This is a genomic window from Corynebacterium sp. HMSC072A04, assembly GCF_001809235.1.
GTDB lineage: Bacteria > Actinomycetota > Actinomycetes > Mycobacteriales > Mycobacteriaceae > Corynebacterium > Corynebacterium hiratae.
The window spans coordinates 1-21,623 of the sequence record NZ_KV796813.1; the positions used below are offsets into that span (position 1 = coordinate 1).

General features: G+C 56.9%; 21 protein-coding genes and 1 pseudogene. 12 read left to right on the top strand and 10 right to left on the bottom strand.

Annotated features, from left to right (window positions below):
* Nucleotides 1-78: 78 nt before the first annotated feature.
* Genes HMPREF2565_RS12980 through HMPREF2565_RS13585 form a run of 3 tightly spaced genes read right to left on the bottom strand, consistent with a single transcriptional unit; the run spans nucleotide 79 to nucleotide 874 of the window.
* The gene (locus tag HMPREF2565_RS12980; RefSeq protein ID WP_198525918.1) at nucleotides 79-423 is read right to left on the bottom strand and encodes an Rv3654c family TadE-like protein; all 345 of its coding nucleotides are present in this window, start codon (nucleotides 421-423) and stop codon (nucleotides 79-81) included.
* A complete protein-coding gene (locus tag HMPREF2565_RS12985) occupies nucleotides 420-743 on the bottom strand; it encodes a hypothetical protein (RefSeq protein ID WP_071407537.1) in 324 nt (107 codons plus the stop codon). Before HMPREF2565_RS12985 ends, HMPREF2565_RS12980 begins: the two co-directional genes overlap by 4 nt.
* Entirely contained in the window at nucleotides 743-874 is a 132-nt protein-coding gene (locus tag HMPREF2565_RS13585; RefSeq protein WP_141745924.1) for a DUF4244 domain-containing protein, read from the bottom strand. The genes HMPREF2565_RS12985 and HMPREF2565_RS13585 overlap by 1 nt, the downstream gene beginning before the upstream one ends.
* A gap of 17 nt (nucleotides 875-891) precedes the next feature.
* Between HMPREF2565_RS13585 and HMPREF2565_RS12990 the strand changes: the two genes are divergently transcribed.
* The 10 genes from HMPREF2565_RS12990 to HMPREF2565_RS13030 all read left to right on the top strand — a co-directional run bounded on the left by HMPREF2565_RS12990 (nucleotide 892) and on the right by HMPREF2565_RS13030 (nucleotide 11,715).
* On the top strand, nucleotides 892-2,571 hold the full coding sequence (locus HMPREF2565_RS12990) for a recombinase family protein (RefSeq protein WP_071407538.1): 1,680 nt from the start codon (nucleotides 892-894) through the stop codon (nucleotides 2,569-2,571).
* Nucleotides 2,568-2,846: a hypothetical protein gene (locus tag HMPREF2565_RS12995; RefSeq protein WP_071407539.1), complete on the top strand. Its 279-nt coding sequence runs from the start codon at nucleotides 2,568-2,570 to the stop codon at nucleotides 2,844-2,846. Before HMPREF2565_RS12990 ends, HMPREF2565_RS12995 begins: the two co-directional genes overlap by 4 nt.
* 37 nt (nucleotides 2,847-2,883) lie before the next feature.
* On the top strand, nucleotides 2,884-5,703 hold the full coding sequence (locus HMPREF2565_RS13000; protein WP_071407540.1) for a DNA methyltransferase: 2,820 nt from the start codon (nucleotides 2,884-2,886) through the stop codon (nucleotides 5,701-5,703).
* Between the two features lie 1,487 nt (nucleotides 5,704-7,190).
* Nucleotides 7,191-7,433: an HNH endonuclease gene (locus HMPREF2565_RS13820; RefSeq protein ID WP_141745925.1), complete on the top strand. Its 243-nt coding sequence runs from the start codon at nucleotides 7,191-7,193 to the stop codon at nucleotides 7,431-7,433.
* Between the two features lie 223 nt (nucleotides 7,434-7,656).
* Nucleotides 7,657-7,929, top strand: a complete 273-nt coding sequence (locus tag HMPREF2565_RS13010; RefSeq protein WP_071407542.1) for a hypothetical protein — start codon at nucleotides 7,657-7,659, stop codon at nucleotides 7,927-7,929.
* A 103-nt stretch (nucleotides 7,930-8,032) separates the two neighbouring features.
* Nucleotides 8,033-8,770, top strand: coding sequence for a hypothetical protein (locus HMPREF2565_RS13015; RefSeq protein ID WP_071407543.1), 738 nt, complete (start codon nucleotides 8,033-8,035; stop codon nucleotides 8,768-8,770).
* Nucleotides 8,771-9,042: 272 nt separating this feature from the next.
* Nucleotides 9,043-9,393, top strand: coding sequence for a hypothetical protein (locus HMPREF2565_RS13020; protein WP_071407544.1), 351 nt, complete (start codon nucleotides 9,043-9,045; stop codon nucleotides 9,391-9,393).
* Nucleotides 9,394-9,395: 2 nt separating this feature from the next.
* A complete protein-coding gene (locus HMPREF2565_RS13025; RefSeq protein ID WP_071407545.1) occupies nucleotides 9,396-9,626 on the top strand; it encodes a hypothetical protein in 231 nt (76 codons plus the stop codon).
* A 185-nt stretch (nucleotides 9,627-9,811) separates the two neighbouring features.
* Nucleotides 9,812-9,976, top strand: a complete 165-nt coding sequence (locus HMPREF2565_RS14005; protein WP_168162670.1) for a hypothetical protein — start codon at nucleotides 9,812-9,814, stop codon at nucleotides 9,974-9,976.
* A gap of 404 nt (nucleotides 9,977-10,380) precedes the next feature.
* Nucleotides 10,381-11,715: a helix-turn-helix domain-containing protein gene (locus HMPREF2565_RS13030; protein ID WP_071407546.1), complete on the top strand. Its 1,335-nt coding sequence runs from the start codon at nucleotides 10,381-10,383 to the stop codon at nucleotides 11,713-11,715.
* A 387-nt stretch (nucleotides 11,716-12,102) separates the two neighbouring features.
* Here the strand turns inward: HMPREF2565_RS13030 and HMPREF2565_RS13035 are convergent, their stop codons facing one another.
* The 4 genes from HMPREF2565_RS13035 to ssd are packed head-to-tail and all read right to left on the bottom strand — an operon-like array spanning nucleotide 12,103 to nucleotide 15,555.
* A complete protein-coding gene (locus HMPREF2565_RS13035) occupies nucleotides 12,103-12,660 on the bottom strand; it encodes a type II secretion system F family protein (RefSeq protein ID WP_046647875.1) in 558 nt (185 codons plus the stop codon).
* The gene (locus tag HMPREF2565_RS13040) at nucleotides 12,660-13,409 is read right to left on the bottom strand and encodes a type II secretion system F family protein (protein ID WP_046647876.1); all 750 of its coding nucleotides are present in this window, start codon (nucleotides 13,407-13,409) and stop codon (nucleotides 12,660-12,662) included. Before HMPREF2565_RS13040 ends, HMPREF2565_RS13035 begins: the two co-directional genes overlap by 1 nt.
* Nucleotides 13,406-14,542 (bottom strand): TadA family conjugal transfer-associated ATPase, encoded by a 1,137-nt coding sequence (locus HMPREF2565_RS13045; protein ID WP_071407547.1) that lies wholly within the window; start codon nucleotides 14,540-14,542, stop codon nucleotides 13,406-13,408. Before HMPREF2565_RS13045 ends, HMPREF2565_RS13040 begins: the two co-directional genes overlap by 4 nt.
* Nucleotides 14,539-15,555, bottom strand: coding sequence for a septum site-determining protein Ssd (ssd, locus tag HMPREF2565_RS13050; RefSeq protein ID WP_070527740.1), 1,017 nt, complete (start codon nucleotides 15,553-15,555; stop codon nucleotides 14,539-14,541). Before ssd ends, HMPREF2565_RS13045 begins: the two co-directional genes overlap by 4 nt.
* A gap of 322 nt (nucleotides 15,556-15,877) precedes the next feature.
* Here ssd and HMPREF2565_RS13055 point away from each other — a divergent pair, with 322 nt between their 5' ends.
* The gene (locus HMPREF2565_RS13055; RefSeq protein ID WP_070818237.1) at nucleotides 15,878-17,077 is read left to right on the top strand and encodes an IS1249 family transposase; all 1,200 of its coding nucleotides are present in this window, start codon (nucleotides 15,878-15,880) and stop codon (nucleotides 17,075-17,077) included.
* A 90-nt stretch (nucleotides 17,078-17,167) separates the two neighbouring features.
* Nucleotides 17,168-18,407: pseudogene (locus HMPREF2565_RS13830) on the top strand (IS3 family transposase).
* A 28-nt stretch (nucleotides 18,408-18,435) separates the two neighbouring features.
* Here the strand turns inward: HMPREF2565_RS13830 and HMPREF2565_RS13060 are convergent.
* From HMPREF2565_RS13060 to HMPREF2565_RS13070, 3 genes are read right to left on the bottom strand one after another with little or no spacing between them, the layout of a single operon-like run.
* On the bottom strand, nucleotides 18,436-19,251 hold the full coding sequence (locus tag HMPREF2565_RS13060; protein ID WP_049156256.1) for an ABC transporter ATP-binding protein: 816 nt from the start codon (nucleotides 19,249-19,251) through the stop codon (nucleotides 18,436-18,438).
* Nucleotides 19,251-20,375 carry a FecCD family ABC transporter permease gene (locus HMPREF2565_RS13065; protein WP_084738751.1) on the bottom strand — a complete coding sequence of 375 codons (1,125 nt, stop codon included), beginning with the start codon at nucleotides 20,373-20,375 and terminating at the stop codon, nucleotides 19,251-19,253. The genes HMPREF2565_RS13060 and HMPREF2565_RS13065 overlap by 1 nt, the downstream gene beginning before the upstream one ends.
* Nucleotides 20,372-21,529, bottom strand: a complete 1,158-nt coding sequence (locus HMPREF2565_RS13070) for an ABC transporter substrate-binding protein (protein ID WP_049156259.1) — start codon at nucleotides 21,527-21,529, stop codon at nucleotides 20,372-20,374. The genes HMPREF2565_RS13065 and HMPREF2565_RS13070 overlap by 4 nt, the downstream gene beginning before the upstream one ends.
* Nucleotides 21,530-21,623 lie beyond the last annotated feature (94 nt).

Here is a 21,623-nt window from a genome sequence, read left to right on the forward strand (position 1 = left end):
ACTGCTACCAAATAGCCGGTCGCAACAACGAGACCCCACGCGAGTGCATTTCACCGACTTTAAACGCGCGAAATTTTCCTAGACCGGACCAGCGCGGGCAATAGCGGTGTGCCCGCGCAGCCGGGCGGTGACCTCGACATCGCGACCATCGAGGACACAGGAGTCAAGATTCGCGCCGTTGAGCGCGGCAACTTCCTCTGCCTTCGTGCAGGCGTCCCTGCCCTTAGCCACCTCCCACGCCCCCGAGACCGCGGCGAGGTCCGCCGCTACCTGCGCTTCGTGCCGCGCCACAACGAGCGAAGCAACTGCCGCAACCGCCAACAGCAACGAACTCACTGCGGCGATAATCCCGGCGGTGACGACGGTGGCATAGCCCTCCTCACCCACCAGGATCCGCGACCAGCTGCGCTGACGACGCCTCACGGCTGCGCCCCTGTGGAACCACCGGCTGCCATCTCTGCGGGGAATACCGCCTGTGCACGCATGGTCCCTAAGGGTGCCGGCACAGCGGCCTCAGCAGTGATGAGACCGGAGCTTTCGCTTAAGCTGACTGTCACTCCATCGCGGTGATAGTCCACCCCGATGGCGGCAGAGCGAGCTGCAGCACCCGCGGCGTCAACGGCAGCGAGGTGGGCCGACAACGTGGCGATGCCACCCACGATTCCCGCGGCAACGATGACGAGCGCGGACAGCGACAATGCCGCCTCGATGGTGACGGAGCCGGCGTCATCAAGCGCGCGCATTAGCCTGGGGAGTTGGACAGGGCGTCGGTGATGATGGACGTGATGGCGCTGGTAACTTCGCCACCATTGACCACGGCATAGAGGACCGCGGCAAGCGCTGCCGCGGCCAAACTACCCATGGCATACTCAATCGTTTAAGATTGATTCCATGACAGAGAAACCGTTAAAAGCCCTGGTAGTGATTCGACTATCCCGCCTGGTTGAGGAGTCTTCTTCTCCAGAGCGTCAAGAGGCAGAGTGCAGGGACCTGTGCAAGCGCATGGGCTGGGAGGTTGCAGGGGTTGCGAGTGACCTCAACGTTAGCGCTGGTGCCACTACTCCGTTCGAGAGGCCTGAGCTTGGCAAGTGGCTAGGCTCTGGTGCATTAGAAGACCCTGGTCGCTCCCACGAGTTTGACGTTATCGTGTTCTGGAGGCTAGACCGGCTTGTTCGTAGCATGACTCAGCTCTCCTCGTTGATGACGTGGTGTGAACGGCACGAGGTTTATCTCAAGTCCGCTACGGAGAACCATATTGATACCACTACGGATATGGGCCGGATTATGGCGATGCTCGTTGGTTCTTTTGCTGAGGTTGAGCTCGCTGCTATTCGTGAGCGTACCGGGGCAGACCAGCACCACCGCATTGTTAGCGGTAAGTACCGTGGGGCTGTTCCGTCATGGGGTTATCGCCCGGTCAAAGACCCGGATAAAGGATGGATTCTAGAGCTGGACCCGGTTCAGGTGGCTCAGGTCAACAAGGCCGCTGGCTGGATTCTTCAGGGCGTTAGCATGAACGAGACGGCTCGTAGGTTCAACGAGGCCGGAGAGCTTACTCCTCGGGACCTTCACGACAAGCGCATGAATCGAGAACCCCGTAACCGTGCCTGGTCTGGTAATCGGATGAAAGAGATGCTCGTGTCCAAAGCAATGCTGGGTTACGCCATGATTCGTGAGCCGGTGTTGGACAAGAACGGTAAGCCCCGGCGCGATAGCCGGGGGCAGAAAGTCTATGAACCAGAGGCTCGTGTAGCTATCAAGGACGGTGCCCCTGTAAGGCGTGCTGAACCAGTGCTAGACCGCGATACCTGGGAGCGGGTGTGCAAAGAACTGGAGTCCCGCGAAATTACGGTGTCTGCGCGTTCTCATTCGCTGCTGCTCAACGTCTTATTTTGCGGTGTTTGCGGTAGAAAGACTTATAAGCTGACTCCCAACAACGGGCGTAAGCCTACTTATCGTTGCTCCAGCGCTGCTAAATCAGGCACTCCTCGCTGCTGTGACAAGACCTTGCAGGTGGATGAAGAATGGGTAGAGAACGCGGTTACGGATAGTTTCCTAGAGCTTCTCGGGGACTCTGTGAGAGCTGTCCGTGTTTGGGATGACGGTGTGGATAATTCGTCAGAGGTTGCTGAGCTTTCCGACGGTATCGAGGAGCTTGCTAGTGAGCTTTCGAGGTATCGAGCGGGCTCTACCGCGTTTACCGCTATCGCTGACAACATCGACAAGATGCAACAACGGCTAGATGAACTAGAGGCTGAAGAAGCTCGTGCCCCTGGTTGGGTCTGGGAGCCTACGGGGCAGAGTATTCGTGATTGGTGGGAGAACGCTAGCGTTGTCGAGCGAAACGCTTATCTTGTCGAGTGCGGTGTCAGGGTCGAGTTCGAGCACGAGGAGAACAGGAAAAGAGGTCAACACCCTAGGCTGAGCATCGTGTTCGAGAATCTTCCTGGTGTTATCGAGGAGCTCTCCCCTGGTGCTGCTGCTACTCGTGCAATGGAGTTGCTGGGAACTGTTCAGGCTGGTCACAGCCTCGTTATTCAAGGTGAGAAGACAAGGATACAGCCGCGATGAAACTGCATTATTTATCAGATGAAGCTCTTGCACGTCTGGAGCAAACACCCGAGGTTCTCGCAGAGATGCACAAGCGCTTAGCACAGGCCTCGCAGGAGCTTGTAGACGCTAGCAACGATGAAGATACAGAGTTCATAAGCATCCACGACGCTGCTCTGGAGCTGGGTTGGACAGAGGAGCAGCTGATACAGCAGTTGATTCAGGACGGTCTGATTATCGACCTCGGGGATGAACTCGTGATAAGTCCGCACCCTGATATTTCTCGGGTGGTTTAGCTGCTGAGCTCACGAGTCCCTGAGTATCCTCGGGGATATGTCTGCCGCTATCTCTCGGGATGAAATACACCGCCGCCTCGACTCGTTTCGAGCTCACTGGCTCAGAGAGCTGGAAGAGTGGAAGGAACAAGGGCTCACGGGTGAAGAGCAGAAGGCAGCGCAACGGTTCTGGATCGATTTGTTCTCATGCTTTGGTGTGTCCGCTGCTCGCATGAATCTGTTCGAGCGCAATGCCCGCCGTGGTTCCACTGGAGGAGCTGGAAGAATCGACCTGTTCTATCCCAGCGTAGTTATCGGGGAGGCTAAGAAGCCGGGCGTAGACCTGGAAGTGGCGTATCAGCAGGCGCTGGATTACCTCAACGGTGGCACTGTGCGAGATTTCGAGATGCCGCGATACGTCCTGTGCTCTAACTTTGAGGAGTTCCGTCTGGTTCGTCTAGGAGATGCAGACTCAGGTTTCGATATTAGCTTTGGCTTATCCGAGGTGGTAGACAACCTGGACGCCCTCAAGTTCCTGGCCGGTTACGACACTGTGACGAAACGCGAGGAGGAGAAGGCTAGTATTCGAGCATCTCAGCTTATGGCTGAGTTGTTCACGGCAATGGCAGGTGACGATGTTGACGAGGCGGTAGGAGACGAGGCCCCCACCAACTATCAGGATGAAGAGCTCAGGGTACACGAGACCTCGATGTACCTCACGAGGTTGCTGTTTCTACTGTTTGGTGACGACGCGGGCCTTTGGGAGAATGACCTGTTTACAAGGTTTATCGAGGAGAACACAACCGCTGACAACCTCGGGCCTCAACTCAACGCACTTTTTGAGGTGCTGAACACCCCCGAGAACCGTCGTGGACGTGTTCCCGAGTCGATGGCCTCGTTCCCTTATGTCAATGGCGCGGTGTTCGCTGAACCTATGCGGACTCAGTACTTTGATGTCCAGATGCGGGATGCCCTTCTCAGGGCGTGCAGGTTCAACTGGTCCGAGATTTCCCCCGCTATCTTTGGCTCGTTGTTCCAGCTTGTGAAGAGCAAAGAGGCCCGCCGCTCAGACGGGGAACACTACACCTCTGAAACCAACATCTTGAAGACGTTGGAACCGTTGTTTCTTGACGAGCTCAGGCACGAGGCAGAGCGTCTGATTACCTCTCGCTCTACTACGGTCAAGGCGTTAAGGGCGTTTCGTGATTCTCTCGCTGACTACGCGTTTCTTGACCCGGCGTGTGGCTCTGGCAACTTCCTTATCGTGGCCTATCGTGAGCTACGCCGGATTGAAACAGGCCTAATCGTGGCTATCCGTGAAAGAGAAGGCACCCTAGACGAGCTAGCCCTAGATGTCTCATTCGAGCAAAAGCTGAGTATCGGACAGTTCTACGGTATCGAATTGAATTGGTGGCCAGCGAGAATCGCTGAGACGGCTATGTTCCTTGTGGACCACCAGTGCAACAAAGAGCTAGCTCAACGTATCGGTGCCGCTCCAGAGCGTCTGCCTATCTCTATCACCGCTCATATCCATCACGCTAACGCGCTGGCTCTTGATTGGTCTCTGGTAGTTCCAGAGCCTCGTGGCGAGACGATTATCTTTGGCAACCCGCCGTTTATCGGGCAGTACACAAAGACCAAGGAACAGACTCAGGACATGCGCCGTGTATGGGGCACTGACTATGACGGGTACCTGGACTATGTGACCGGCTGGCACGCTCAGGCGATGAAGCTGCTAAAGAATCGCAAAGGACAGTTCGCCTACGTCACCACCAACTCGATTACTCAGGGTCAACCTGTGCCAGCGTTGTTTGGGCCGTTGTTTCGAGAAGGCTGGAGAATCAAGTTCGCTCACCGCACGTTTTCGTGGGATTCAGAAGCACCTGGAAAAGCTGCTGTTCATTGCGTGATTGTGGGCTTCTCGCGAGAAGATTTTAAGCCGCTGCTCTGGGATTATCCTCGTGTTAATGGTGAACAGGTGGCTGTTCCGGTGGCGACTGGTATCAACGCCTATCTAGTCGATGGGCCTAACGTCCTCGTAGAGAAGCGTTCTCAGCCGTTGGCTGACATCCCAAAGGTGACGTACGGTTCTAAACCGGCTGATGGTGGTTTCCTTGTCCCTAAGGCTGGAGTAGACATAGCCGGGGATGATGAGGTAGCCGCTCGTTATGTTCGTCGGTTCATGGGAGCTAGAGAGCTGATTCATGGCACGTATCGGGAATGTCTCTGGCTCGAAAATCTGGACCCGGTAGATGTGCAGCGCTCAGAGGTGCTTAGGCAAAGAATCGAGGGGTGCAGGGAGTTTAGGGAGCAGTCCACCCCTAGCGGGGATGCGTACAAGCTGAAGGACACGCCGCATCTGTTCAGACCGAACAAGCACCGCCCGCTTGTGCCGTACGTAGGTATCCCGATTCATGTTGGGGAGTCGCGTAGGTATTTCACGGTTCAACGCCTTGAACCAGAGGTGATTTGTAGTAACGCTAATTTCCAGGTTGAGGACAAGGACGGGTTGCTATTCGGGCTTATCTCCTCCTCGATGTTCATGGCGTGGCAACGCACGATAGGCGGGAAAATCAAGAGTGACCTAAGGTTCTCTAACACGTTGGTTTGGAACACATTCCCGCTACCCGAGCTAACCGACAAGCAACGCACCTCGATTATCAAGGCCGGGGAGAAGGTGTTAGAAGCGCGCGCCCTTCACCCCGAGCGCTCGTTGGCACAGCATTACGCCCCGCTGAGCATGGACCCGGCTCTGGTTCGTGCTCACGATGCCCTGGATAGAGTTGTCGATAAAGCTTTTGGTGCTTCTCGCAAGCTCACCAACGAGAGGCAGAGACTAGAGCTTTTGTTCCGAAACTACTCAGAGATGACAGAATAGGCTCTCTAGAATCGATTCTAAGAGGTTCAAACTAGCTCTCTGGTGTATTTACCCTTAGAAGCCCTGTTAGTCCGTCTACGGGGCTGCTGAACCCCTTAAACGAGATGTTACGGGGTAGGATACGGTGCTCTCGTTGTGGCAGCCGCCTTCTCAGCCTGGATTGCCTCCTCGTTGATGAACGGTTCCCGGTGGGGCCGCTCTGAGAATCCTCGATGTTGTCCACGGTGGGAGCTCTGTCGCCGCTGTTGGTTGAGGTTCAGGGCCCAGTGGCAGACCGCTGAACGCCGATACACGAGTTGTCCGTACGATGCAAGCAAGGGTTACCTAAGCAACGGGGGTGTTATGTCGCTGTTGTTGTGGATTAAGAAGCTCGAAACAACGAGGTGGAGACCCAACGCACACCCTGAATCAGCTGTCAAGTCGGGGGTAAAGGTAACAATTGGATAACAAACAGGTGATTTTTACCCTAGTCTGGGGGTGATTTCAATAGTTTTGCGACGGAACATATGCAAATCCTCACCTATGTAACATATGAGGGCATAATTGTCAAGCCATACCCCCGGATTCGGGTGGCAAGGCTCGACCCTCACGTACTATATTAGTGAGGGATAATTACTATGCCCTCAAAAATGTTTGTGTTGACTCTACTAGTGGAGAACGCAATCTCTTCGGTTCATATGGACTAGCCGGGCGACTGGTCACCTCCTCGCCCGGCTTTTCTTTATTCTTTTTGGCTCTCGAAAGAGGGCCTTTTTTAATGTGCTTTATTCCATAGTGACTATGACGAGGAGGTCAAGTGAATGTAAAGCGTTATGGCAATGGTAATACGCCGGACCAGCAGAAAGCTGCTGATACGAGATACCGACGAAAGCAACAAAGAATGCGTACCTGGGTCGATGACGTCGCGGAAATACTCGGGGTTACGCGGGATGAATTAATCGGTTCACCCGCTGCTTTGGTGGCTGAACTATTAATGAATACTAAGGAGCTATCCTGTGAGAAACAATCTAATCGACAAAATTAACCAGCGACTCGCTGAGTATCCACGCCTAGGCCGCGCCCTGGATAACGAGGCCCTGGAGGAGGGGCTGAGATGGTGCTATTCCTGCTCTTGTCTGAAGACCGTGGAGAACTTCCACAAGGACCGGGGACGGCTGGACTCAAAATGTAAGACCTGTAAGAGCGCCGCTGCTAAGGCCCGGCACAAGGACCGTCCTAAGCCGCTTAAGGAACCTCGTTACCCTGTCAGCGTCAAACGATGCCCCGGATGCGAGAAGCACAAGGCCTGGAGCGAGTTCTCGATGAACTCGGGTAGTTGGTCTGGCTTAGAGTCTCGCTGTCGTTCGTGTCGCTCTGGGTACTACGAGCAGCACAAGGCTGAGTATCACGAGCGAACCAACGAGTACCGCCGCTACCGCAACCCCTGGGCTGACAGGTTGAGCAGCGGATACCGCCGTGCTATCGAGGCCGGTGCTTATGCAGAGAAGGTGACCACCAAAGAGCTGTTGGAGCACTGGGAGGCCGTGGGTATCGACCCTAATCAGAGTGTCTATTCCGGTGCCCGGCTTGGTCCTGGTCGTTGGAGTCTTGACCACGTGATTCCACTGTCAGACCCTAACGGGCCGGGCCATGTAACCAGCAATCTTGTGCCTTCCTTGGTTCACGAGAACTCTAAAAAGGCTAACCAGCATTTTGTTGTCTATCTAGGAGAAGTTCATGCTGAAAAGTAATCCGAAAATACCTTGTGCCCACCTCACGGGGTACCACCGTAATAATCCCTGGACACGGGCGATGACACCACCCCCTGAGCTGTCAACACCGCCTAGCACAAAGCACCGTGCCAAAGGAACAACTCGGGCCTTCTCAGTTGCGGTTGGTGTCCACAAGAGTGCGCCCGGGGAGTACATCCCCGAAGGATTCGTAATTACTTCCTAAACGAAAGGAATTTCTAATATGTCTAATAATCTACCGCTCAACGGTGAGCGGCTGCTCAACCACCTGGAGGGCTCGTTACGTAAATCTCCAGCCGTTTCACTCGCTCAAGCTCTGGAGGGCATCGACGCTGTTGACGATGCCCCGGACGGCACCAACGGTGCTGTGAAGAGTGACCCGGTATCTCGTGCTGTTGACCCGTCTCAGGGCCGTGGTAATCCACAGCGCCGGGGAAAGAATCAGGACCCGCTTCTTGAGTCCCTCATCGCCACCGTGGGCCGTCGAAACTTCTAATCGCCCTTATGGGCATAAACGCTCCTCGTGCATAGCACTACGGGGCTAATCGCTCTAATCTAACCGCCCTCATTCCCGTGAGGGCAGAAAGGAACTTTGAATCATGGAAATTAATAACTGGAACCTCAAGCACCCTCGGCAGATTACCGACCTTCTCAAGGCACAGCAGAAACTGGAGCAGGTCATCGACAGTCCGGCACCCGATACCGGCGGACTTTTCAACGAGAAGACTCTCGAAAGCACGCTCGATGCGATGATTAATCACTCGTTGGTTTCTGGGCACGAACGAGTGCGCGCGGTCAATCAGGCCCGCTCGTTGATTGAGAACAAACTGTTTCAAGCGGTCCAAAGCAATCTGGATGATTATCTAGCCCAAGCTTCTGAGAGCTTTGATGCTGCTGCTGAACTTTACGAGGCCAACATCTACGAGCTACCGGCTCAACCGTTCACAGCGGAGGATGTGCTCGGGTTCTCTGCTGAGCAGCGAGAGGCGTATGACCGCGTAGTAGAGGCAGCAGGGGTGCTGTCTCACTGGATGAACTGGGCCCTTGAACTAACAGAACTTCCCGCCGAAAGTCTGGGTCCCTGGTCAAAGTGGCACACGATTGTTAGCCCGGAGACGGTTGGCGGGCTAGTGGTCCTTGAATTAGAAGACAGCAGTACAGGTATCCCGGCATGGGACCGCACCCTTCCTGTGGTAGCTAGGGCACTACGTGAGGACGGCACCCTGAGGTTGGCTAGTCCTACCGCCGCCCGCCGGGAGGCGGACCGGGTAGAGGAGGAGCGCCAGGATATGGCGGATGAGGACTACCGCGTTCTGCGTGCAGATTTGGGTTTGTAGGCAGGTTTCGCCCCTGAGCTCGGGGGCGCTGTGCTGTGTTGGCTGTAGCGCCACTCTTTGAATATGTACATCTACACCGCCACCGATTCACGCCGGTGGTTCCTCGGTATTTATTCGACCAGCCAGCACGGCACAGTGTTTCTGGGCTCGAAAAACACCCCCTCACCTGGTCAAACACCTGGGGGTATGCCCTACCTGTACGGGGCAGGACCGGAACGTATTAGGGCCGCCCGTCTCTATGCAAGATTTATTATGAGTTTTTAGGAGTTTCGATGAATTTACAAGAACCTGGACAAGAATTTTACGATAGCGTGCTCGCTGAATTCGACTTCACAGGAGAGCCGGGAAAGCTGGCTATCCTAGAGCGTGCAGCACGCACCACAGACCGGATTGCTCAGCTGGAGCAGGCAGCAGCTCAGGCACCGCTCATGGTGAAGGGCTCTCAGGGGCAGCAGGTCATCTCACCATTGATTGCTGAAGCACGAGCACAGACTAGCCTTCTGGAGAAGTTGATTAAGGCCCTCGGACTACCGGCCACCGATGAAGAGGAGTTGGAGAAGCGAGAGAAAAGGACTCGTGCAGCTCGTAAGGCTGCTAACGCTCGTTGGGGAGCGAGGTCCTAGGCATGACTGTACGAAAGAATAAGCGCTCATTAACCAGCCCTGAAGAGGTTGCCCAGCGTATCCCTGGTGATGATTTTCCTGTTGATGCCCCGTTCGAGGAATGGTTCGAGGAGGTCCGCTACTACGCAAGCAAGCTGGCAGGGAACACAGAGCACGGGTTCGTGTGCCGTACCGCTAATGCTGCTGGAGTCGGTTTAGGGGACTTCTTCAAGAAAAGATTCAAGATGCTGTGAAAAGAGCTAGGGGTAGCTGTTTTTGGCGATGCAAAAGCCCTGTTCAGAGAGTTGACGCTTTCGCTGTGTGCCCCGTAGACGGCCTAACAGACTTTCCGAGGGGTAAGACACCGGAGAGGGTTGTTTAAACGCTTAGAAGCGAAATTAGAGGGTCTATTCGCACAAGAGAGGAAGGAGTACCCGCAATGGGAACCTACGAGCACCTACCGAAGGTCAAGAAGATAGAGACCATCGACGGCTCGGGGGTCTACAGAGTCTCCCTAGCCTCGTTCCCGAGGTTGAGGCTAATTCTGAACCAGCGTCAAGCGGTCGCGCTGGCAGACCAGTTGCAAGACCTTGTGTTTGACTAGCACTGCAAGCATGAGGAGCGATTAGACAACGTGTTCTAGTTATGGTAGAATCGAACATCTTAGCGGTTGGCTAGCGAGTCTAGTTCTCGATTAAGAGCTTACCGCAAACATGATTGTTAGCGCAAACTGTGCTGGGTTATCCCAGCTAGGGACCTAAGAGGAGATTAGAAGTGCAGAGCAGTAACCCGAGGATTACACGCCGTATCACTGAAAAGGGGGAGCTTTTCATGTTGCAGAAGCCGGGGCTAAGCATGAGGATGTTTCTCAACGCTGAAGAGCTACGGGCTCTTCAGAACAAGATTCAGAAGTATTTACCTACAAGTAATCTGACACATTAATAGTTGCAACTATCTATGTGTAAGAATAGTTATAGGTAATCAGATACAGGTAAAGGAAACTACGATATGAATATCCCTGATAAGGGAACCAGCGCGATAACCCGAGAGATGTTATCGCCACAGATTAGGGAGCTGCTCGATTATCCCAGTGGGAGTAATTCCGACTGGGCTTCTGCTCCTGTGTCGATTGCTCTTGCCGTGATGAACGCCGGAGGAGACGAAGAAGATTACAACCGCATCGTGCTGGAGAGTGCCCTGGGAGAGTCTGCTAAGCGTCCTGCTCAGATGCTAAAGCGTCTCGGCACCGCGTGGGAGCAGGCGGGGAATCTTTATGACCCCGGATACAGCAACAACCAACTAGCCGGTGTTCTCGATGCTCTGACAGAACGAGTATCGGATTCTCCAGAATTCAACCGTGGCCAACGTCTAACAGCGTTGGCGCTTCTCGATATTGCTAGAGAGGTGAACGCTTATTCTGTCGATGCCAGCGCTAGGAGAATCTCGCTGCTAACCGGGTTTAGCGCTGATACTTCAGCACGTCACCTAAGGGCTATCGCTGACTCTGGTCTGGTTTCTCGTGTCGTCTACAACGGTCGCGGTAAGGCCCGCTCGTTTGTGCTGAACCTAGGCTATTACGGTGCCGATACAGCGGACCCTGTTGATGCTAACCATGAACAGCCGGTTCAGGAACTATTCTGGACTCGCTACGGTGCCGGGCCTACAGCCCGAGCTGTCTACGATGCTCTCGGGGATGCTCCAGAGACGATTACACAGGTTGCTGACTCCGCTGGTGTTTCTCACGCCACCGCTAAGCGTTATCTCGGGTTGCTCCACGAGCATGGCCTAGCCGGGAAAGATACGAGCTCTAGGTTCCCTCGTTGGTACCGGAGCGGAGAGGCCCCGGATAACACAGAGTGCGAGCAGGCTCAGCAGCAGCGAGCTGAGAAGTACGATAACGAGCGCCGGTTTTATCGTGAGGAGCAGCAGCGCCTTCTTGAAGAAGCGTTGATAGACAATGAGTTTCGAGTACCTGCGTATCGTGACCTAGCGTTTACTCCAGAGCAGACAAAGGGCAAATTGTACTGGGAGTTAATGTACAGGCTCAGCGAGAAGGGCAAGGAGCAGGCTCGTGCTCAGGGTTGGGCATGGCGGCACTGGGAGATTCCCGAGGAGTTCAGGGAGTATCTGCCCGAGGATTTGGTAGGAGACCCGTGGGATGGTGGCCCGGTGTTGATGTTGGAACGTCCTGTGTTTACTCGGGTACCTCATTATTCCGCTATTGAGCCGGGGATGTATCCGTTCGAGTTTGGTCCGCGTCCTGTAGAGGACTTGTACGGTCCTTCAGACCCGTTTGATTGGCTCCAGCCGCCGCGCCGGAGGAGCACGCTCGTGGACCAGTAGAGGCTAGTACTACCGATGAACCGGGTGGGGGTTCTAGTGGAGTCGTTGCCCTTCTTGTTCCCGTGGCGTTGTGGCACTTTCGGGCCGGTGAAGTTCGAGGCACAGCGGGGGCCGTGGCCCCGGGGGAGGTATGCCCCGGCCTCACAACGCCGTGCACCTACGAGTGTCTCATGCTGTGACTCAGCTCGCAGCGCGTACTACCCCACGGCTACCCCTTGTAGGAATCAAACATTGACTATCGAGTATTCAATCGTGGACATACCATCATCATTTCCTAATAGTGACTGGTAGTTTACCTTTTTCTGCATGATGTACCTAGCTTTCTTTTCCCTTGTTTGTGTCAGTTATGTGTACTGAGTTGGTGAGTGGTTAGTTGTATGTGCTGATTTAGAAGAGTTGCTGCCCCAAGCTGATGAGGACAGGTATCAACCCAAGGACTAGGAATGCGGGAAGGAAGCACACCGCCAGCGGTGCTGCGATGAACACGCCAGCGCGTTCCGCCCGCGCGGTAGCTTGTGCCGAGGCTTCGGCACGCAGCTGCGCCACCAAACGGTGGCACCCAGTCGCCATGGCCGCGCCCGATTCACCCGATAGCTGCGTAAGCCGCACCAGTTCTTCCAAATGCGGCTGACTGGCCAACGCCGACCATGCCGTACTCATGGGAACCCCCACCCCGATGAGCGCCGCCGCCTCCGACCAGTGTGGTGAGGCTTCAGCGACTGCTAGCACCGCGCTGCGCGTGGAGAGACCAGCCTCTAGGCAAGCAGCAAAAAGCTCCAAGTCGCTTGCCGCATCGAGCGGGCCGTATTCTGCCGCTGGGCCATCGCGCGGCGTCTTCGGGCGCGGTGTCCGCGACCCCGACTGGGCTATTCGTCCAGACGGTGCAGCAGAGGTAACAGCGAGTGTCGCGGCCATGAGTGCAGCGGAGATATACGTCAAGACCATCACTGCGCCGCCTTCCGCAATATCAAGCGCGACCAGATGAATCCGGCGCACACGAGTGCCACGCCGACGTCGAGAAGCAGGCCCCCGAGACCACCGCTGAGCAAGAACCCCAAAGAATTCGCGCCCATCGCCCCGCCCATGAGGATGCCCGCCAGCGGCAAGCACGCCAGGATTACCGCGGTGGCCTGCGGCCCCTGCAGAGAGGCGGCGGTCTCACCGGCGTGACGGCGCGAGGTATCCAGCTGGCTTTGGGCCTGCTCAATGAGGTTCGCCAAGGCCACGCCATGGCGTCCGGAGAGCGTGAGCAACGCCGCGTAGCGCCTAACCTCCGGCGCGGTGAGAGCGACTGCGGGTTCCCCGCCCTGCGCCGCGAGGCCCGCTGCCGTGCTCAACACGGCACGGAGATTCTCCGGGGTGGAGTCTGGAAGAGCGTCGGCGCCCCGGCGAAGCGCGCCCGCCGTCGTCGATCCCGCCCGCAGTTCGGCCGCAACAGAGCCAAAGTAGGAGGCGAGCGCTTCTGCGCCGCGGCGCTCGCGCCGGGAAGCCGCAAGGTCGTTGGCAAACCACAACGCACAGGCCAGGATGCAGCCGGCCGCCACCACAACCGTCGGCCTTCCGAAGAAGACACAGCACCCGACCCCGAGGAAGAGCGCCCCGGGTGCCAGCGAGCGAGGCTTCGGCGATTCCAGCCGCGTCACCGAAGCAGGCTGTGAGAGCAAACACGCCGCTGCAAGGAATAGCCACATCATGGTTCCACCCCCAGCCGCGAGCACAGCTGCGCAAACCCAGGAAGGGGGCCGTCTTCGACCGTCCACACCAGCTGCGGTGTAACCGGGTTTCCCTCCAGCACGCCGAGGTGCGCTAGCCGACGCCCCTGCGGTGTGCGCTCCATCCCGAGGACCACGTGCACTGCGGCCGCAAGCTGCGAATGCAGCGCTACGCGGTCGAGCCCGCCGAGAGCGGCGAGTGCCTCCATCCGGGCGGGCACTTCATCAACAGAGTTTGCGTGCACGGTGCCCGCACCACCATCGTGCCCGGTGTTGAGCGCAGCCAACAACTCCACGACCTCCGCGCCGCGGATCTCCCCGACGACGATGCGGTCCGGGCGCATGCGTAGCGCTTGGCGGAGCAGGAGCGACATGGATATCTCGCCGCGTCCTTCCGCATTAGCCCGGCGCGAGACCAAGGTCACCGCGTGCGGGTGATTGGGCGAAAGCTCCGGGGTGTCCTCGATGATAAGCAGGCGTTCATTGGCGGGCACACACCCCAGCAAGGCTGCGAGCAACGTCGTCTTGCCGGAGCCAGTCCCACCAGTGACCAGGAAGGATGCCCGCTGGTTAACCACGGCACGCAAGACATGCTCCAGGCTGGCGTCAATGCTCCCATTGGCCACCAACTCCCCCAGGCTGGTTTGCGCCTGGCGCAGCACGCGGAGGCTGATGCAGGTTCCACTTGCCGAAGGAGGAGCAAGTAGCGCGTGGAGCCGGATTCTCGTGCCATCGGGGCGGGTCAGGCGCCCATCGGCAAAAGGCTGCGCGTCATCAAGCCGCACGCCCGCCACCGCAGCCAGCCGTGTAGCAAGCTGGCGCACCTCGGCATCATCGCTAAAGCCAATGTCACGCGGCTGCAGGCCCTGCCCGCAATCAACGAAGCAGGAATCGGGGCCGTTGACAACGACATCGGTAAGGCCTGGCAGCGACAACACTGGTTCCAGCAGCCCCAGCCCCACGGAATCGTGGCGCAGGCGCTGCAGAAGGTCGAGCACATCGACATCGCTGATGACTCCAGCCTCCTGGCGAATGCGCCGCGCCAAAGCAGGGGCGTCGTGGGCCAGCTGTGGCTCGGAGGCCACGATGGTGCGCATCGTATCGATCAGGTTCATGCCACGGCCTCCCACATCTGGCGCGCGGCACGCGCAAGGGCCCGGGGCAGCTGGCTCGGCAGCCCACTGGTTTCTACCGTGCGCGTCAGGCCACGGATGGTGGGCAACTCAGCGATGGGATCCGCGTGAGTCACCGTGGCAATATCGCTGGCATCCAGGCCCGCCCACTGGCGGTTGCGCACGACGACGGAGCACTCCTGCGGCCGGGCGCGAAGTTCAGCTACTAGCTGCGCGCAGGCAGCGGCCGCCCGCACCTCAGCGGCAGTAAGCACCACCACGTGATCCGCCGCATCGGGGATATCCCACGGCGGGCAATCCACCACCACGGTCCCCGGGTATAAACACGCAGCTTGCATAATGGCCGCGCGCCGGGCGCTACTCATCTGAACCACCTCTACGCTGGATGACCTCGCAGCCGAGAGAACCGCGATGCCATCCGGGGTGGCGGGCAAAGCACGGACAAGGTCTGCTGCATCAACCGAACCAGTCCCCGCGGCAAGATCCGGCCACCGCGCGCCGGGCTTGTTCTCAATTCCGGTGAGCAAATCGAGGCCGCCGGAATAAGGGCTCGCATCAACGAGGAGATCCGCGCCCGCCTCGCGGGCCAGCGCCACCGCCACCGTTGATGCACCCAAACCTCCGGCGGAGCCGGTCACCGCCAGGGTTAAGCCGGTAGACACGGTGGTCTCCGGAGTGGCGTCTGCTGCTAGTGCGCCCAGGAGCTCTTTCGATTGGGCGGGCACAATGAAGGCGGCAGTCGCGCGGCAGCACAGCGCAGCCTCATAATCGATGGGCCCCGGATCCAGCGCCAAGAAATACACCCTCGGATGCCCCGCCACGAGACGAGCCGTCAGCGAATCAGCCAAGACGGCATCCGCCTTGGGCAGGTGCCGGGAGAAGTCCCGTGGGTCCTCCACGGTGCTCACTTCCGCAGTACTGGCGGCTGCCGCGGATGCCGCCTCTGCTCGCAGCGTGGAATCCCCAACAGCGATAACTAGGTGAAACGTGCTCATGCCTGAAGCATGCGCGAGCGCACCAACCGCGCGCTAGGGCTTCCTCACCACCTGTGGATAACTTCGCCATTGTGGCGTCTTTCGCCCCTATTTTGCTGACGCTTGAACAAAATTACCGGGGCTCACGTACCAAAACTCACAGGAAACCGTGCTTCCACAATGGCCTAAACGACAGGATGTGTTGGTGAGGTTGGATGGTTAGCTGGTCTGGCGTGCTGGTATTAGGATGATTTCACTTATCCGGAGGGATACCCCAGTCTCGGGCCGGAAATACTGCCGGGGAAGTGCCGGTGTGCTAGCTGCCTAGGTTCACGATGAGAGGATGAGTAAGAATCATCCTCGATGCCCCGTCTGTAGCAGGGTGTGCATCAAATACGGAACGACAAGTACTGGTCGCCAACGATGGCGATGCCGCACTTGCAAGGCCACTTTCACCCGCACCAATGACGACGCAGTTCAAGCAAAATGGTTTCGCCTTTTCATCTCGTGGCTCATGTCAGGCCACAGCCTGACAGAGACAGCTAAGACCTGCGGAGTTTCATCACGAACTCTGCAACGCCGGTTCAAAACGTTCTGGCTTATCCAACCTCCCCGAAGCGTTGATAAGCAGCGAATCTACGATCAAATCTTCATCGACGGCACCTACTTCAACACCAAGTGCCTTGTCGTGGCTGCTGACTCCTGCCATGTCATCAACTGGTTCTGGTGCACTAAGGAATCCTCCTGGTCATACATGCGCCTGCTGGACGAACTAGCCCCACCACAACTGGTGACCTGTGATGGGGATTCCGGAGGACTTAAAGCACTACGCCGCCTGTGGCCTGATACCCCGGTTCAACGCTGCATTGTCCACGTCAAACGCAACATTCAACGCGCCACAGGCCTGCACCCCACCTCGCCGATGGGCAAAGCACTGCGACGGCTTTCCTTCGAACTGCTAGCCGTTACCAACCTAGATGAAGCAGCCGAATGGACTGCCAAGCTACACCAATTCGGCACTGTATTTAGCACCCAGCTCAAAGCCAGAACTTACGTCAAAGACGTCCCTTTCGAGCAGATTCCTAAATCCAAACGTGGCAACAAAAAATGGTGGTACACCCACGATGTTCACCGCGGAATCTACCTACAGCTGAAGAAAATGAGTCAACACGGACACCTCTTTGCCTACCTCACCCAAGCTAAAGAAGGCCAACGCTTAGAGCGCACAACCAACAGCCTGGAAGGCGGAGTGAACTCGCAAATCAAGAAACTGATGCACGCCCACCGAGGACTGCGCGACGAGCAACAACGCATCGCCTGTGACTGGTGGCTGTACTTACACACGCAGCTGCCTGACGACCCCGTAGAAATCGCCAGGCAGCAAAACTGGGGCCAGGACGCACTCGCCAAAGCACAAACCCTAGCCGACCAGGAAACACAAGCCACCAGCGGCCATGAAGACGGCCGACCAGCAACCTACGACAGCGCCATCGACACTGCCTACAACCACTCTATGGGAATACGTAAAGGTCACATACGCTAAACCCCAACCCCCACCAACACAATCTGTCGTTTAACTCGACTGAAGTGTCCCAGGTTTTGTTCCGTTTGAGTAGATGGGAAAATCTGGAACATGCCAAGAAAATTTGACCAGGATGCAAAGGACCGTGTGGTCCGTCTCGTGGAGGACCGCATCTTGGCGGAAAGCATGTCGATGCATCCCGCGTGCTAGGCAGTAGCTTCAAAGTTGGGGGTTTCATGGCACACGGCTCGTCTATGGACTTAAGCCTGCTCGTCGTGCGGGAAACATCCCAGAACCTGTTCCTGAAGATTTGGCTACCGAAAATGCCAGGCTACGCCGCGAAAATCAAGAGCTTCGAGATACCAACGAGTTGCTGAAGGCTGCGTCAGCTTTTTCGCCTCACGACCAGGCCCCAAACGTTAAGAAATGATCCGGTTCATCGATAAATACCGGAATCATTTCTCTGTCGAGTTCATCTGCACCGGAGTTGAAGATTAACCGGGCTGGTGGGTTTATCACCTCGCGTGGTTATCGCCAGTCCAAAGCCCGTGGGCTTAAGTGCTCGTCGCCTTCGTGACGCTGTGCTGATTGAACGCATTGGTGCCATTCATCGGGATAATTACGGTGTCTACGGCGTGCGGACAATGTGGCATGCGCTTGACCGTGACGGAATCGACATCGGTCGTGAGCAAACCGCCCGGCTGATGCGCCTAGCTGGTGTTTCTGGCACAGGCACAGGCGGATCACCAATCACAACCCGTACACCTCAACAGGCCGGATCTGCGCCCGGATTTGGTCGAGCGTGAGTTCAAAGCCCAAGGCCTTAAACAAGCTGTGGGTGGCCGACATTACCTACGTGCGTACGAAGAAGGGTTTTGTGTACACCGCGTTTGTCACTGACGTTTACTCCCGGCGGATCGTCGGATGGGCATTATCGGACTCGATGCGCACCGAGGTATTACCGCTGCAAGCACTCAACCAAGCGATTGTGAGCGCGAAGGAAACAACAGGCCTTATTCACCATTCGGATCACGGCTTATAGTACGTCAGCGTTGTCTACAACCAGCGTCTCGCCCAGCACGGGATTGCCGCTTCCACTGGGACCGTCGGTGACTGAAATGACAATGCTCTAGCTGAAAACGTTAACGGCTCTTACAAGAATGAGCTCATCCATACTCGCAGGTGGAATGATGTTGTCGAGGTAGAAATCGCGACGTTCGAGTGGGTGTCATGGTGGAACGAGGTAAGGCTCCACCAAAGCCTGGGATATCGAACCCCAGCCGAGGTGGAAACCGAATTGTGGAAGAAGAACCCGCAACAGGGAATAATAGAAATCAAGGAACATGCCTAGGAACAAAACTCGGGGCACTTCAAGCCCCTTATATGGCTCTGGATGTGGTGATTGCTGCAGAACCGTCATCAGTAAGGGTGACTTTTCCATCTACGCGGTAGACTTCACGCAACATTTTTGCGGTTAACACGTCCTTAGCTGCTCCGTGTGCGTATACAGTGCCCGCGTGGAGTACCGCAATGCGGTGAGCGAAGCGCGCTGCTTGTGAAAGATCGTGCATCGAAACCACGACCGCCGCGGGTGCTTCAGCTGCATAGGCGCGAATATGCTCCATGAGGATGAGCTGATTTCTTAGGTCAAGAGCGCTGGTTGGCTCGTCCAGTAGTAATGCCTGCGGCCGGCATACGATGGCCTGGGCGAAGCTTACTAATTGACGCTGGCCGCCGGAGAGCTGGGACATTGTTCGGGATTCTAGGTCTTCTAGCCCCAGCCGCGTGAGGACCGAGCTGACTCGGTCCTGTGTGGATGTGGCTACCCGTAGTCCGCTGAATCCCGTCCGGGAATGCTGGAGTGCCAGAAGTACCGATTCGAATACGGTAAGGGTGCTTTCCGGCGGGGGATCCTGTGGCAAATATACTGCCTCGGGCCCAGTGACGTCGCCGCTGAATCGGCATAGGTTAGCCATGCAGCGCAGCAAAGTCGACTTACCAGCGCCATTAGGGCCGACGAGGGCGGTGACGGTTCCAGCTTCGATCTTTGGGAGACATACGTCATTCAGTATCTGTTCGTCTCCATGGGAAAAGCACAGGTTATCTACCCGGAGTGTGGGTTCTGGCGGAACCGTGGGCGGTTGTTCCACGAGGGGGTCCTTTCTGGGGCAGGAAGTACTGGGAGAGGCGATCATTAGGTTGAGGAGACAGTTCGGGGGCGGCGTCGCAAAACAATGAGGACGACGAACACGGGAACGCCCACAATCGCGGTGATGATGCCGACAGGCAGAATCGCCCCAGGCTGGATCAGCTTGGATACCACTGAGGCTGAGGTCAGCAAAAGCGCACCTGAGATGATGGACGTGGTGAGGAAGAAGCGTTGGTCCTCACCAACGAGCATCCTGGCGATATGTGGGCCGACGAGTCCGATGAAACCAATTGTCCCGGCCATCGAAACGGCAGTTGCCGCCATAAGGGAGACTCCCACCAGCGTGTACGTGCGCAGCTTTGGGATATTGATACCCATGGACCTAGCGCGGTCGTCGCCCATTCGAAACGCGGTCAGCGTCCACGCATTGCGGTAGAAGTAAGCAATTCCGATTAGTGAGATGACCGCGAGAAGGCCGATCTGAGGCCACGTAGCGCGCGTAAGGCTGCCCAAGGTCCAGAAAACCACCTGCTCTAATTGGGTCTGCGAGGCGAGGTACTGCATTAGCGCTAGTAGAGCATCGAAGAGGAACACGATGGCTATGCCCAGCAGAATCATTCCCTCGGTACCAGAGCTCTTTGACCGAGAGAATAGGACGATCACCGCACAGGCCGCGAGGGCGAAGACCCAAGCACTGCCCGCCATTCCCAGCGCTGCCCCGATTCCCGCCGCGGTGAATCCTGAGACGGTGGCAAAGGCTGCGCCAAAGCTCGCAGCGGCGGAAATGCCCAGCGTATAGGGCTCTGCCAAGGGGTTATCCAAGATGGTTTGCATCTCTGCGCCGGCAGCAGCGAGGGTGCCACCGATGAGCACCGCTGTGACGGTTATAGGCAGACGTATATCAAAGATGATCTGCCAGTCAATTGGGCGGGAATCGCTGGGGTGAAAGAGCACGTAGAGCGCCTCATTTGCGTTCAAACTGCTGCCGATGAGGAAATCTATGGCAATGGTGACGCATAGCAGGGCCGTAAGCCCTGCGATGATCGCTACCTTTCGCCTGCTAGCTGTTCGGTACCAGTTTGACCGGGGGCGTTGCCGTTGCGGGGTAGAGTTTTGGTCGTCCACCTCGCTTCCGGTGGCAATTGATTGCGCTCGTGCTCCGTGGCTCATGGCAAACCAGTCCAGAAGGTGCCGCTAGCCTCCACAGGGAGGAATTTTTCATGTAGTTCTTCCAAATCGGCCTGCGGGTCGACATCGGAAAACAGGTCGGGGTGCATGGCTTTGGCAAACCACTCGATGGCTAGGTAGTTGTATGGGGAGTCGTAGAAGTGATGCCACGCAGCGTAGGCCCGCTTGTTCTTGACCGCCCGCATTTCCTTAAGGACAGGTTGCCCGTCAACAACGCGTTGGAAGTCTTTGGCTGCCTGTTCGGTGGACTCGTCGTAGCCCAGGGGTACAAAGCCATTCTTCTTTGGCTGCTGCTTGGCGCCGGTCCAGTCTGCGCCGGTGGCGATGATGACGTCTGGGTCTTTTTCAGCTAGCGCCTCGGGAGAGACTTGCCCCTGCTTGGCGTCGATCATATCGTCGCCCACGTTTTCGCCACCCGCTGCGTTAACAATTTGGGCTAGGTTGGACTTAGCGAAGGTAGAGCAGCAGTCGAAGTAGCCGGGAGCTCGCCAGAGGAAGGTCGGTGTGGGGGTGGCCTTGGCTTTTTCTAGGCGCTCCTGAACCATGTTCACCTTGGACTCATAGAACTCGGCATACTCTTCCGCTTCCTTCTCGTGGCCGAGTACCTTGCCGAGCAAGCGCACGCTCGGTGCGGTGTTCTTCACCGGGTCGGTAAAGTAATCGACGGTAACCGTGGGGATTCCGGCCTTTTCTAGACCGTCTACGATGCCAGCATCCTGGGCGGCTTCGAAGCTGCTTGCGGAGACAATGAAGACATCTGGACGGGAATTCAAAGCTTGCTCAACGGACATCGAGCCGTCGTAAACTTCACCAGTCTGCTCAATATCTTCGATCTCTGAGAATTTCTGTTCGTACTTCTTGTACGTGCCAGGGTCGTTCTGCTCCAGGTCATCTGGCCAGGCAACGATGCCCTGGAGCGGGTTTTCTTTGTTGAGGATGGATGTCGTGTAAAGCATCCGTTGCCCGCCCATGAGGACCCGATCGACGTTCTTCGGGACCTCGACTTCGCGCCCGAGAATGTCGGTGATCTGTTGCTTTTCTCCGTCATCTGCGGTCTGTTGTTCATCGTTAGTGCTGCAGGCAGCGGTCATAAGGAGGGCAGTGGCGGTGACGGCTGAGGCGACTACGCGGGCCATTCGGTGGTGAGGGGCGCGTGGGGTTTTAAAACCGCGAGCCCTAGTTGTCGTGAGGGACAAGGCAATCCTTTCTTCCAAGTGGATCTATTAGGTT